General features: G+C 31.3%; 8 protein-coding genes. 3 read left to right on the plus strand and 5 right to left on the minus strand.

Annotated features, from left to right (window positions below):
- Nucleotides 1-63: 63 nt before the first annotated feature.
- The gene (locus E4J94_RS13000; protein ID WP_246034332.1) at nt 64-3,525 is read right to left on the minus strand and encodes a methylmalonyl-CoA mutase family protein; all 3,462 of its coding nucleotides are present in this window, start codon (nt 3,523-3,525) and stop codon (nt 64-66) included.
- A gap of 184 nt (nt 3,526-3,709) precedes the next feature.
- Between E4J94_RS13000 and E4J94_RS13005 the strand changes: the two genes are divergently transcribed.
- Nucleotides 3,710-4,612 (plus strand): hypothetical protein, encoded by a 903-nt coding sequence (locus tag E4J94_RS13005; protein WP_135836230.1) that lies wholly within the window; start codon nt 3,710-3,712, stop codon nt 4,610-4,612.
- A gap of 1 nt (nt 4,613) precedes the next feature.
- Here the strand turns inward: E4J94_RS13005 and E4J94_RS13010 are convergent, their stop codons facing one another.
- The gene (locus E4J94_RS13010; RefSeq protein WP_135836231.1) at nt 4,614-5,282 is read right to left on the minus strand and encodes a uracil-DNA glycosylase; all 669 of its coding nucleotides are present in this window, start codon (nt 5,280-5,282) and stop codon (nt 4,614-4,616) included.
- Nucleotides 5,283-5,328: 46 nt separating this feature from the next.
- Here E4J94_RS13010 and E4J94_RS13015 point away from each other — a divergent pair, with 46 nt between their 5' ends.
- Both E4J94_RS13015 and E4J94_RS13020 read left to right on the plus strand, forming a co-directional pair.
- Nucleotides 5,329-6,399 carry a hypothetical protein gene (locus E4J94_RS13015; protein ID WP_135836232.1) on the plus strand — a complete coding sequence of 357 codons (1,071 nt, stop codon included), beginning with the start codon at nt 5,329-5,331 and terminating at the stop codon, nt 6,397-6,399.
- A 66-nt stretch (nt 6,400-6,465) separates the two neighbouring features.
- Nucleotides 6,466-8,613: an endonuclease MutS2 gene (locus E4J94_RS13020; RefSeq protein WP_135836233.1), complete on the plus strand. Its 2,148-nt coding sequence runs from the start codon at nt 6,466-6,468 to the stop codon at nt 8,611-8,613.
- Nucleotides 8,614-8,648: 35 nt separating this feature from the next.
- Here E4J94_RS13020 and E4J94_RS13025 read toward each other — a convergent pair whose 3' ends face one another.
- The 3 genes from E4J94_RS13025 to E4J94_RS13035 form a co-directional block, all read right to left on the minus strand.
- Entirely contained in the window at nt 8,649-10,139 is a 1,491-nt protein-coding gene (locus E4J94_RS13025) for a RagB/SusD family nutrient uptake outer membrane protein (protein WP_135836234.1), read from the minus strand.
- A 6-nt stretch (nt 10,140-10,145) separates the two neighbouring features.
- A complete protein-coding gene (locus E4J94_RS13030) occupies nt 10,146-13,175 on the minus strand; it encodes a SusC/RagA family TonB-linked outer membrane protein (protein ID WP_135836235.1) in 3,030 nt (1,009 codons plus the stop codon).
- 606 nt (nt 13,176-13,781) lie between these two features.
- Nucleotides 13,782-14,504: a GLPGLI family protein gene (locus E4J94_RS13035; RefSeq protein WP_135836236.1), complete on the minus strand. Its 723-nt coding sequence runs from the start codon at nt 14,502-14,504 to the stop codon at nt 13,782-13,784.
- Between the last annotated feature and the right edge of the window lie 188 nt (nt 14,505-14,692).

A 14,692-nucleotide genomic window follows, 5' to 3' on the forward strand; every position in this document is an offset into this window, starting at 1 on the left:
ATGACAAAAACCTCCCGAATGGGAGGTTTCTTATATCTAAATTTTAAAGTCTTAATACTAAAACTACATGTTACGTCTGTACTGCCCACCCACTTTAAATAAAGCGTCGGTTATCTGTCCAAGTGAACAAACCTTAGTAGCATCCATTAAAGCTTCGAAGATGTTTTGGTTCTGAATTGCTACATCTTGAATGTGTGTAAGCTGAACTTTCTCTTCTTCTGCCTTTGCATTATGCAAGTTTTCTTTCGTTCTAATCTGGAATTGTTTCTCTTCTTCCGTTGCACGAATAACCTCTGCCGGAACAACTGTCTTCGATCCAGTAGAACTTAAGAACGTATTAACACCAATAATAGGGAACTCTCCGTTGTGCTTTAACGTCTCGTAATACAACGATTCTTCCTGTATTTTAGATCGTTGGTACATTGTTTCCATTGCACCTAACACGCCTCCACGCTCTGTAATACGGTCAAACTCTGCTAACACTGCCTCTTCAACCAAGTCAGTCAACTCCTCGATAATGAACGAACCTTGTATCGGGTTCTCATTTTTCGCAAGTCCTAACTCTTTATTAATAATCAACTGAATAGCCATTGCTCTGCGCACCGACTCTTCCGTAGGTGTTGTAATTGCTTCGTCATACGCGTTGGTATGTAGCGAATTACAGTTATCGTAGATTGCATACAACGCTTGTAATGTTGTACGAATATCGTTGAAATCGATCTCTTGTGCGTGTAAAGAACGACCAGATGTTTGGATGTGATACTTCAACATTTGGGCACGTTCGTTTGCTCCGTACTTTTGTTTCAAGGCTTTTGCCCAGATACGACGAGCCACACGACCTATTACAGAGTACTCTGGATCGATACCGTTTGAGAAGAAGAACGACAAGTTTGGACCAAAAGCATTGATGTCCATACCGCGCGACAAGTAATATTCTACATACGTAAAGCCGTTTGCTAACGTAAATGCTAACTGCGTTACAGGGTTTGCTCCCGCTTCGGCAATGTGATACCCAGAAATAGACACCGAGTAGAAGTTGCGCACGTTTTCTTTAATAAAGTATTCTTGCACGTCACCCATAAGGCGTAACGCGAACTCTGTAGAGAAGATACATGTATTTTGCGCTTGATCTTCTTTCAAGATATCAGCCTGAACCGTACCGCGAACTTGTGCTAAAGTATTCTTTTTAATGTCGGCATACACATCGGCAGGCAGTACCTGATCTCCAGTTACACCTAATAACATCAATCCTAATCCGTCGTTTCCTTCTGGTAAATCGCCGTTATATCGTGGTCTTTCTAAGCCTTTGTCTTCGTAAATCGCTTTGATTTTCGTTTCAACTTCCGCTTCTAATTCATTCTCTTTTATGTACTTTTCACAGTTTTGATCGATAGCCGCATTCATAAAGAATCCTAACAACATAGGTGCAGGTCCGTTAATCGTCATCGAAACCGACGTCATTGCGTGTGATAAATCGAAGCCTGAATATAGTTTTTTCGCATCGTCTAAACAACAAATCGAAACCCCTGCATTACCAATTTTACCGTAGATATCTGGTCGATGCCCCGGATCGTTACCATATAAAGTTACCGAGTCGAAAGCTGTTGACAAACGTTTAGCAGGCATTCCTTTTGATACATAATGGAAACGACGATTGGTACGTTCTGGTCCACCTTCGCCGGCAAACATACGTGTTGGATCCTCTCCTTCGCGCTTAAATGGGTACAATCCCGACGTAAAAGGGAACTCGCCCGGTACGTTTTCTTGCAACACCCAACGTAAAACATCGCCCCAAGCTTCGTACTTTGGTAACGCTACTTTAGGTATTTGTAAGTGTGATAAAGACTCGGAATGCGTTTGAATTTTGATTTCTTTATCGCGTACTTTGAACGAATAAACAGGATTTTTGTACTTGTTCACCTTGTCGTCCCAAGTTGTGATTACTTCCCAGTTGTAAGGATCTAAGTTACGTTTTAACTTATCGAACTCTGCTAATAATATCTTAGAAAGCTCTTCGTTTTCTGTTCCTGTAACTTCAATTCCGTGCTGTGTTAACACTGGTAGTTTACCCGAAATAGTTTCGATTGTTTTAAACATTCCGTACAATTTCTGCGCAACATCCTTTTGTGCAAGCGCTTTGTTGTCGTATCCGCGATTGTTTTCTGCAATCTCAGAAAGGTAACGCGTGCGAGAAGGCGGAATAACGAAAATCTTCTCTGACATCTCTTTTGTGATTTCGAAAGACGAAGCTAAGTCTGCTCCTGTTTTCTCTACCACTTTATCGATGATTGATTTGTACAATTGATTAGTCCCCGGATCGTTAAATTGCGAAGCAATCGTACCGAATACCGGCATCTCATCTGGGTTAACGTCCCATAAATTATGGTTACGTTGATATTGTTTTTTCACATCGCGCAAAGCATCTAATGCGCCACGTTTATCGAATTTGTTGATTGCAACGATATCAGCAAAGTCTAACATATCGATTTTTTCTAACTGTGTTGCAGCACCAAACTCAGGTGTCATGATGTATAATGACGCGTCTGAATGGTCTAAAATCTCGGTATCTGACTGACCAATACCTGATGTTTCAAGGATAATTAGGTCATATTTTGCAGCTTTCAACACCTGAATTGCCTCTTCTACATAGCGAGACAACGCCAAGTTTGACTGACGAGTTGCCAATGAACGCATGTAAACACGAGGATTATTGATCGAGTTCATACGGATACGGTCACCCAATAAAGCTCCGCCCGTCTTCTTCTTCGATGGATCTACAGACACTAAAGCAATCGATTTCTCAGGGAAATCAATCAAGAAGCGGCGCACGATTTCATCAACCATCGACGACTTTCCTGCTCCTCCTGTTCCTGTAATTCCTAAAACCGGTGCTGATTTATCTTCAACTTTAGCAAAGTCGAAAACCTTTAAGAAGTCTTCTTCACGGTTTTCTGCCAAAGAGATTAATCGAGAAATAGTGGTGATATCTTTGTCTTGCAACGATTGATAAACGTCTTTCCCAGCAGGAAGCTCTAAATCCATCGTTGGGAAATCGGCTTTCGCTACCATATCGTTGATCATTCCTTGCAGTCCCAATTCACGACCATCGTCTGGCGAATAGATACGCGTGATACCATAATCCATTAAATCCTTGATCTCTGTTGGAAGGATTACTCCTCCGCCTCCGCCTACAATCTTTATATGACCTGCGCCTTTTTCTTGCAACAAGTCGTACATATATTTAAAGTATTCGTTGTGTCCTCCTTGATATGATGTCATCGCAATTGCGTTCGCATCTTCCTGAATTGCTGTATTTACAACATCCTCGACCGACTTATCATGACCTAAGTGAATTACCTCACAACCCGTTGATTGTATAATTCGACGCATGATGTTAATCGCCGCATCGTGCCCATCAAACAAAGCAGCAGCAGTTACAATGCGTACTTTGTTTTGTGGTTGATATGCTTCTTGTATAGGATGTACAAACTTTTCTTTCTTTTCTTCTTGAGTAATTTGTGACATTATATTTGTGATTTTGATATTTAATGACTCTTGCTAAGATAATATATTTTTAAACTAAAATTCAATCACCAAATTATCATATTAAATAAAATACCATCTATTTACTAATAACTCATTAAAGTTTCTTTTAATTTAATTACAATAATTCATTAACTTTAGGATTAACTTTACAAAACTCTGTTACATGAATACTTATACATTGAAAAACCTTTCAGAATTTTCAGAATTAGATGAACAAATGATTATTTTATGGAACAAAAAGTACAAGATATTTTACGAAGAAAAGATTGATAACAAATCTTTATTTAATGCAAAAAATCTTAAAAAATTAATCTTAGTATCATTTCTTATAGAAGCAAATAAACGACATACTGTTGAGAGTTTAAGTCCTAAACAATTGGTAGAATTACAAGTTTTAGCTGAGTTTGAGACACAAAATTACATTAATAAAAACAAAGATTATCAAATACTTATACAACTATTGATTTGCTCATGTTTTTCTTATGATGCAAAATCTTTTGATTCTATTCTTTCTGTTTGTTTTAATAAAATAGGGATTGAGAAATGTTGTATAGAAGTTGTTTTTCCTTTTTTGAGCAAGATGTCTGTTATTCTAGAAAAATATACTATTCAAGAGTCTGTAATCTCTTTTTCGACAAATTTAATCCGAAAGCATCTTTTTTACTTAATAAAATCTATTCCATATGGTGAAAACTGTAAACGAAAATGGTTGTTATTCTTACCAGAAAATGAAACACATGATTTAGAACTTCTTTATTCTTATCTATTTCTAAAAATGAATAATGAAAAAAGCATTTACTTAGGTGAAAACCAAAGTTTAAAATCTGTTACTGAGTGTCTAGAAAATGTATCTATCACTCATACTGTTATTTATATAAGTAAAGGCTTTGACTGTACAAGCGTTTCTAACTATCTTATTTTATTAAAAAAATTGAATCCAACAATGACAATTTTTGTCACAAGTTATAATCCTTTGAAGGATAAAATTACTGAAGATATTGAATACATTAATATAAACAATCCTCAAACATTTAATACTTATTTACAAAAAATCATTTCAATGTAGATTATACTTTCCAATCAATTTCTTTCAAATTTTTACTCTTCAAAAATGAATTTGTTTTAGAGAAAGGTTTACTACCAAAAAAACCTCTATGAGCTGCGAATGGAGAAGGATGAGCAGATTCTATAACAAAATGTTTTGAACGATTTATTTTTGCTCCTTTTTTCTGCGCATAAGCTCCCCATAAAATAAAAACAAGGTTCTCTTTTTGATTAGAAAGCGCTTCTATAACTGCATCTGTAAATTCTTCCCAGCCTTTATTCTGATGTGATCCTGCGTTAGAAGCTTCTACTGTTAAAGTAGCATTTAACATCAAAACGCCTTGTTTTGCCCAAGGCTCGAGATTACCTGAAGTAGAAATTTCTATTCCTAAATCTTCATTTAATTCTTTATAAATATTACGTAAACTTGGAGGTAATTTCATTCCATCGGCAACCGAAAAAGATAATCCATTCGCCTGTCCTACTCCATGATAAGGATCTTGACCAATTAAAACAATTTTTACATCATCAAAAGATGTATTATCAAAAGCAGAAAATATTTTGGATGCTGGAGGATAAATTGTTTTTGTTTTGTACTCATTTCGTACAAAATCAGTCAAGGTTTTAAAATAATCTTTTTCAAATTCATTTTTCAAAACTTCTTTCCAAGAAGTATCTAATTTCACATCCATTTTTTATCAAAAATAGTTATATTTATTGTAGATTAAAAATACTTTTATGAAAAAAATATTACTATTGTTACCACTTCTAATCCTTATGATAAGTTGTGAAAATCAAAATGAATTAGATGAAGAATCTATTAATCAAAAAACAAATACAAATTTAAGAACTAATAATATAGATAACAACTTATTATGGAATGATAATGGTATTACAAAACGTTCCTACATACATGTTAATCATTTAAATATGTTAACTCATGAAAAGCCACTACAACAACTTAGTGATTTATCAGAAGGAGATAATTTGGGAATGCCTACACATATTTGGCCTTTCAAATATGAGTGCTCTAATGGGAATTATATTTCTTCTTTAAATGAAAGTTCTCCATCATTTATTCTTATAACTGAAGGATACGACAATATTAATTATGGTAAATATCCTGGTTTTGATATATGGGTACAAGGAGGATGGAGTCAAAATCCTATTGATTTTAAAATTTTTAATAATGCTAAAGCATTAGGAAATAAAAATCAACTTAGAGAAGTAGGTTTAGTATTCTCTCATTGGCCAAACAATGAAAAAAAAGGAAATCATTCATTTAAAGAACAATTTTATTTAGGAAATTTCAATTCTGTTTTTACATCTTTTAAAGTGAAGTTAGACGATTACTACCCTAAATCAAATATAGAAATTAGGCCAACTTATATTACAGCTGACTTCAGATTTACTTATTATAATTCAGAAGGAGTAGCAGTTAGAAGTGATGTAATTGGAGTTTTATTCTCAAATCCTTATAACTATGATTTTTATAAGAATCCTAATGATGTCAATCATGATAAAATATTTTGGAAAGATTTCGATTCAGTAATAGATAATGTACCTTTAAAAAGAATATTATTAGATGGCAAAATGTTAAACATTAACTTACCCAATAACTCTATTGTTTCATCTATTTTTAACAATGTTAATTTTGATTATATGCCACTTATTAAAAAATTTTTACCATCCCCTCCAAATGGTTTAACATACAATGATGCAGTTATTATTGGGTTTGATATTTACTCTTCTACAAGAGATGGAGATGTTACTTTCAGTATTAAAGATATTAGATTGTTAGGAAATTAGTTTTATTAATATACTTTTACAATTAGAATTATCAAAACTATATTTAATATTTTTTTTGTAAAAAAAATGCAAATATCAGAACAAACTTTAAAAGATTTAGAATTTAATGCGGTTCAAAAAGAAATCGCAGAATTTGCTTATACAGAAAAGGTTGAGGCGTTTATTTTCAACTTAAAACCTTACCAAGATCACCAACTTTTGGTACAAGATCTACAAACTACAAACGAATATTTAACAAGTTTCGAGACGGGAAATCGTTTTCCTTTTTCGGAATATTATATTTTAGATGAAAATCTAAGCCGATTAGAAATCGAGAATTATTATTTGCCTGCTGAAGAATTCTTCAAAATCAAAGCAAATACACTTCAGGTGAAAGAAATCTTGAAATATTTGACAGCTTTCAACGAATATGCACCTGTATTGTTTGAGAAAGCTTCAACGATTACTTACGAAAAAAATATCGTAAAATTAATCGATCAAGTGTTCAATAAATTTGGAGAAATCAAAGACGAGGCAAGTCCAGAACTGAAAATTGTACGTGATCGTTTACGTCATTTAAATGGTCGAATTACTGAATTATTCAATAAATCAATGTCTTATCATTCTGATTATTTGGATGATATTCGAGAATCTGTGGTTGGAAATCGTCGCGTTTTAGCTGTTAAATCGGCTTTGAGAAAACGTGTGAAAGGACAATTTTTAGGAACTTCTAAAACTGGATCGATTACGTTTATTGAGCCAGAAAGTGTTCAAAATCCTCGTCGTGAATGGGAAGAATTAAAAGAAGAGGAAAAACATTTGGTTATTCAGATTTTATTAGATCTAACTGCTCAAATTGCAGAATATAAACCAAATCTTGAAGAATATCAAACGTTTTTAGAATACATCGATTTTACACAAGCGAAAGCAAATTATGCTTTTTTGATTAATGGAATTTTACCTCAACTTTCTGAAAATCGAATTATCAAATTAGTCGATGCTTATCATCCTGTTTTATTTTTAAACAACAAAAGAAAAGCACAAAAAACGATTCCTCAAAGTTTAGAAATTAACGAAGATTGTCGCATCATCATTATTTCTGGTCCTAATGCTGGAGGAAAATCAATTACGTTAAAAACAATTGGTTTACTTCAAATTATGATTCAGAGTGGCGTTTTAGTTCCTGTAAAAGATGAAAGTCAATTTGGATTCTTTAATCAAATTTTTACAGATATTGGAGATAATCAATCAATTGAAAACCATTTATCAACCTACAGTTATCGTCTAAAACAAATGTCGTATTTCTTGAAAAATGCAGACGATAAAACATTATTATTGGTTGATGAATTTGGAACTGGTTCTGATCCTGAATTAGGTGGAGCTTTGGCGGAAGTTTTCTTTGAAGAGTTTTATGAACGAAATTCTTTCGGTGTTTTTACAACACATTATACGAATATCAAATTGAGTGCGGAAAGTTTGCCAGAAGCGATTAACGCATGTATGTTGTTTGATAAAAAAAGTTTGGAACCGCTTTATCGTTTAGAAATTGGACAAGCTGGAAGTTCATTTACGTTTGAGGTTGCAGAGAAAAATAAAATTCCGTTTCGTTTGATTAATCGTGCAAAGAAAAAGGTTGAAAGTGAAAAAGTGAGTTTGGATAAAACGATTTTAAAGCTTCAACAAGAAAAATTTGAAATTCAGAAAACGAAAGATCATGTTGAAGAATTGCGCGAAACTAATATTGAACATAATGAAAAATTAGAGCAAACAAACGAAAAAATTCAACAAAAACTATACGATTTTCAACAGTTATATGATCGTGAGCAAAAACGTTTGAAGCTTGGTGAACGTATTTCGGATATGGCTGATTCTTATTTGAAAACGAAAAATAAGAAGCAAATGATTTCGAATTTCTTGAAATTAATTGAAATGGAAAATTCGAAAAAAACGAAAGAAGTTCAACAATTGAAGAAAATTGAAAAGATTGTAGAGAAAGAAGTTAAACGCGAATTAAAAGAAAATTCAGAAACAATTTCTCAACAAAAAGAAGTCATCGAAAAGAAAGAAAAAGCAGCTACTCAGAAAAAAATTGATGCTTTAAAAGTTGGTGATCGAGTAAAAATTCATGGTTCGTCAAGTGTTGGAACAATTGATAAGATAAAAAAAGATATCGTTTTTGTAAACTATGGTTTATTCACTACACAAATCAATGTAAACGAAGTATATAAAATTTAAAAAAAAGAACTTCTTAATTGAAGTTCTTTTTTTTGTTAATATCCTTTATTTTGAGTTAAGTTTTCATTTCTATTTATCGCTTCTTTCGGAATTGGTAATTGCCATCTATAATCTGATTCTTTCAATTCTAATTGGACAGGAGCCGTTCCACTTCCATCTGCTCTATAGCCATTTCCAGAACGTTTGATTCCTTTACTATATTTTAATGGAATGTTTTTTACTCCTAAAAGTCTTTTTAAAGTAAACCATCGATCTCCATTCTCAAAAGCTAGTTCTTTTCTTCTTTCTGTAATGATTGCTTCAAATAGTTCTTCTCCTTTTTCCTCTCCTTCAAAATTAGTATATCGTTGTGCTCTTTCTATATTTAATATTTGAAGGGATTGAGATGGATTTCCTTTCAAATAATAAGCTTCTGCTAAATTAAAAATCACTTCCTCTACTCTCAAATATCTTGCATGATTAATGTAATTTTTAATTTGACCTGGAAAATATTTATTCACAATAATATTTTCATTGTTTGCATCTCCTGCTAAATTATAAATCTTAAAATAAGTATTTTTTCTTTCTGATTCTGTAGCTGAATCATACAAATCATATAATTCTTTATCTACCGAAAATTCCATAACCATATTATTTGCATTTGTTCCATAACCAAAGTTAGAACCTATTGATGGATCATTAGCTTGTAAATAAGGTATTTCAAATAAACTTCCTTTGCTTGTTTTTGAAGTCCAAAAATTCGCAATTTCATTTTTAGAAGTTGGCTGAATTTCATTTACAACTTTTTGTCCATACTTAATAACTTTATCATAGTTACCATTATACAAATAAACACGACTTAAGAAAGCACTTGCTGAATATTGATTCAAACGATTAATATCCTGATAATTATCTGGCAAATAATTGATAACACTTTCTATATCTTGAGTAATATTATCATAAACTTCTTTTATTGTTTTTGTACGACTTGCTTTAAATTCAGGATTATATTCTGTCAAATAAGGAATACCTATAGAAGAAATTGATGTTGAATTTTGAGTTGGAATTTCTGAATAATGTCGAGCTACTTCAAAATGTGCAATTGCTCTAATCAATACTACTTCTGCTTTTATTCTATTTTTGAATTCTCCTTCTTTTAAATTATTAATTTTAGAAAGGATAAAATTAGCATCTGAAATCATTCGATATGCTGCTCCGTAAATATCGGTAGGTGTTTGGCTTGAATCGTATGTCCAGTTATTTGCTGCACGATTAGAACCTCTTCCTCCATAATTTGACAATAAATTATCTGATAAAATATCTCCAACAACAACTAAATCTCTAGAATAACCGCTTCCTCCATAAAAACCAATTTGTTTAAAATCTTGGTACAAACCATAAATCGCTTTCGTAAAATCTTCTTCTGTTTTATAAAATTCATCAACTAATATAGCGTTTGGAGATTCTTTATATATGTCATCGTCTGAGCAAGAACTAAATGTTGTAAGTAGTCCTAAAACTGTAAGTAAAATTATATTTTTTTTCATGATTTCTTAAAATGTTATGTTAAAACCTAATGAATAAGTACGAACTTGAGGATAGGTAAACAACGAATATGATCCAGATACATATCCTGCGTCACCAACACTCATCATACTTTGAGATCCTGTTGCTGAAACTGGATCACCATGATATTTTGTCCACAATGCTAAGTTCTGGACTTGCGCATAAAGCCTCAAGTTTTTGATAAACGTATTCTTTAGCAATTCAGTAAATGTGTAGCCAATAGAAAGATTTCTGAACATAACATAATTTGATTTTTCCAAATACTTTGTAGATTCTTGTTCACCAAGAGTTGTTGGTCTACCAAACTTTGTATGATCTCCAGGATTTCTCCAATAATCATTTGCTTCTACAACTTGATTGAAGTTCATTGGTGCATTTGTTAAATCTCTATAAGTGTAATTATACATATAAGCACCTAAAGAATAAGTAAAATCTGCACTAATATCAAAACCATAAATACTAGTATTTAGCCCAAATCCCCCATATAATTTTGGAAGAGGAGTTTTACCTGTTGCTACTGCATCTTCAGCTTTATAGTCTTCCGTTACATTACCATCTTTATCTAAATACCAATTCTTTCCGTTTTCAGGATTAACTCCTACATAACGTACCAGACGAAATTGATAAGGAGATTGATCTTTTACATGAACCATACTAGGAGAAATTTCATCTCCAGTACCGATTAATAATTGATCATTTCCATTTAAATCATTGATTTTGTAGCTTATTGATGTTAAATTTCCATAAAAGGATAATTTAAAATTTTTCTGAGAAACCGCTATTATATTAAGATCGAGCTCTATTCCTTTAGATGTTATTTCTCCTGCATTTACAGTTTTACTTAAATCTCCTGATTCTATAGGTAACAACGTCTTGAAAATAAAATTCTTTCTATTATCATTGAAATACGCAAATGATCCTGTGATAATATGTTTGAAGAAATCAAATTCAGTTCCTATATTTAATTTTCGATTAGTTTCCCAAGTCATTTTAGAATCAACTGCATACCTCGGTGGAATTGCAATTGTATTTCCTCCATAATTTCCATTTAAACTAATGTATGGCTGATTAATGTATCTCGGAATTGACGAATCATCTCCTACTTCACCATAGGATGCTTTTAACTTAAGACCTGTTAGATATTGATTCTCTTTTAAAAAATTTTCTCTTCCAACATCCCATGTTAGAGAAGTTCCCCAGAAATTACCATACTGTTCTTCTAATCCTGCTAAAGAAGATCCATCTCTTCTAAAATAAACATCTAAAAAATATTTTTTATTATAATCGTAAGAAATAGCACCTAAATAACCAAATCTAGCTTCATCCCATCGGTCTGTATAAGAAGAATTCAAAATTCTATTTGCCAAAGATTGGACACTTTTATCCCCATTTGGATAACCTTCACTACGCAAAGTAATGTTATAGTTTTTTTCACTTGAATATTCAGAAGCTAACGTAATTCGTAATGTATGTAAATCAAACTTATTGATATAGTTCAACTCATTTCTCCAATTGTAAGCAAAACGATCATCACCTATGTCTACTTTACTTCCTCCTGTACCACGATTTTTTGAAACAAAAGCCAAGGGTGAAACAAAACTTTCAAACTGATTTCTGTTATATTTCGCTCCAAAAGTAGTTCTCAAGGTTAATTTATCGGTTAAATCTGCCTCTAAAAATCCAGAACCAAAAAGTCTAAAATTTCGATATTCTGCATTGGTATATTTCATTTGATCTAAAACTGGATTTTGTAAAATATTTACATTTGAATTATATATAGGTAAACCTGTTTCATCCAATTTCACATTTCCAGCTTCATCCAACTCATAGACAGATGCATAAGGATAATTTAAATAGATATTGGTAAAAGGACTAGAAAAATTATAAACGTCTGATGGTAAATCTCTTTTTGTATAAGCTCCGTTTATATCAATACCATATCGTAACCAATCTTTCATTTTTGATGAAATGTTAATAGAAGAAGTTATACGTTCAAAACCTTTATAAAACTCTACAGTACCATTGTCCTGGTCATAACCCAATGAAAAAGATTGAGCTGTCTCTCCGTCATTTTTATTGAAAGTCAAATAATGCGAACTAACCACACTTCTTTTAAAAATATCATCTTTCCAATCATGAGCGTATTGAGATAATCTATTTATCTCATCTACACTTCTAGCTACACCTAAACCTAAGTTACGTCCTGTTTCCTGATCTTTTAATTGACTTATTTCATTCTGAAAATTTAAAAACTGACGCCCATTCATTAGGTTTATATTTTTAAATCCTAAATTTTCTCCAAATCCGATACGTGAAGAATAAGAGATTACTCCTTCATTTTTTTTAGCACGTTTTGTTGTAATCAGAATCACTCCATTTGCTCCTCGAGAACCATAAATAGCTACTTGTGAAGCATCTTTTAATACTTTTACTTCTTCTACATCATTAGGGTTTAATGCTACAATATCTGCAGCAGACAAATAAGTTCCATCAACCACATAAAGCGGGTTTTTCACTCCTCCATTTAAACCAATAGCACCTCTTATCACAACATTTGCGTTACTTCCTGGTGCACCATTTTGTGCTTGAGAAGATAGTCCTGAGACTTTACCCGACAACAATTGATCTATCGAAGTTGAAGGATTTAAGTTTTTGAAGTCATCACCTTTTAAGGTTGTTGTACCTGCTGATTGAGGAGCTTCGAAAATACTTTTTACAACAACTATATCCAAATCAATATTTTCTGATTTTTGTTTCAAGTCGATTACACCCAAATCATATTGATCAACTTTATACTCTAAACCATTAATAATTAATACAGTTCCTAAAGGAAGATCTATTGAAAAATGACCATTTTCATCTGTATAGAATATTTGATCTTGATTTTTCACTTTTATTTCTGCATCTTGTAATGGAAATCCTAATTCATCATTCACTTGTCCCTTAATCTGAGAAAACGTGAGAGAACTTAATAACAGCAGACCTATGAGACTTAAATTTCTTTGAGTTTTTTTCATTCATTAATTTTATACTACAAATCTCTGTATTTAAAGAATATTATACTAAAAATATTATTTAAAATAATAGTATTTAGAAATAGTTTCTATTTAATGAATATAAAAACATTCTAGTATAAACGTTACAAATAATAACTAATCATTAAATTTTTAACAAAAAAAATAGAATATGTGGAAAATTATAATAATTTGACTAATCAAATGAAATCCATATAAAGAAAAGTAAATAGAATAAAAATCTAAAAATAAAATACTCTATAGAATTAATATAGATTTAAAAGTATGGTTTATAGAAATTTATTAAAACAAGTTATTAAACATGTTAATTACTAATAATCAGTTATATAAAATGAAAATATGAAAACATAAAAAAATAAACAATAATATTTAAAAGCAAATATTTTAGCATATTTTAACGATTAAAAAAAAAATATTAATCACTCTCTTAATCAGAGAATATAAATCTAATACATTTTTTTTAACACAAAGATCTCTTACTATTTTGTATAATTTTTATACAAATAGTAGAAAATAAAAAAAACTTTAGTTTCTAATTATCCTGACAAAAAAAGGTTCGTGAACTCACAAACCTCCGATTTTAATATCTTAATCTTTCCCTACTCCTTGATTAATCATTCCTTCCGATTTTCTCATTGATTTTTCAATTTCTTTATCATATTCTTCTTTGGTTACTTTCTTCGATTTATTTGGTATTTCTATTTTCCCTGCGTATGGTTTTACATCAATTGCTGTAAAACTAACATTTGTATCCATATCACTTGTAAATGGTAATTTGAATTTAATTTTTAAAATTAAACCTGGTAATCCATTAAAACGAGAAGGTCCATCACGAAAAATTAGATCTGGAGCGTACCACGCTTCTACTATCTGTGTTGGATTTGTATATGTTGCTTTTCTGACTTTATAACCTAAAATTGTTGATTCTTCTTTACTCAACACCCAAGTGAAAGTCTGAATGGAATCTTTGATGAATAATTTAGGTTTCATTTTACTATTCTCATATAATTCTTTCGTATTAAATTCCTTATAAATATTAGAACTAACATTACTGCTTAAACCAACAGTAATTCCTGTACTTTTCTGTTCATTATTAATTCGTTCAATTTCTGTAAAATTAGAATTCGTAGCATTTACAATCAGCTCATAATAATATCTTTTATTCTCTGAATTGATTAGCATTTCTTCCAATCTAGCTGATGTTTGATTTAAATTATTTCTATCAAATTCTTGACGAACTTCATATTCTACACGAACAGCATCTTGAGAAAATCCAATTATGGGAAGAATTAAAAATAAGTATTTTAACATTTTATAGTGTTTTATGATTCTACTAATATAGAAATAAAATTTAATTAATTTTAAATAATCATCAACATAAGGAATATCATTCTTTAAGGTAAATAATCTTTGTAAATTAGCTTAGAGATAAGATAAAATGCTTGTTTCATAAATTTCAATAAAATATTAACTCAATAATTATTATTAATCATATATCA

The sequence above is a fragment of the Empedobacter tilapiae genome (genome assembly GCF_004785645.1).
In the GTDB taxonomy this organism is placed as follows: domain Bacteria; phylum Bacteroidota; class Bacteroidia; order Flavobacteriales; family Weeksellaceae; genus Empedobacter; species Empedobacter tilapiae.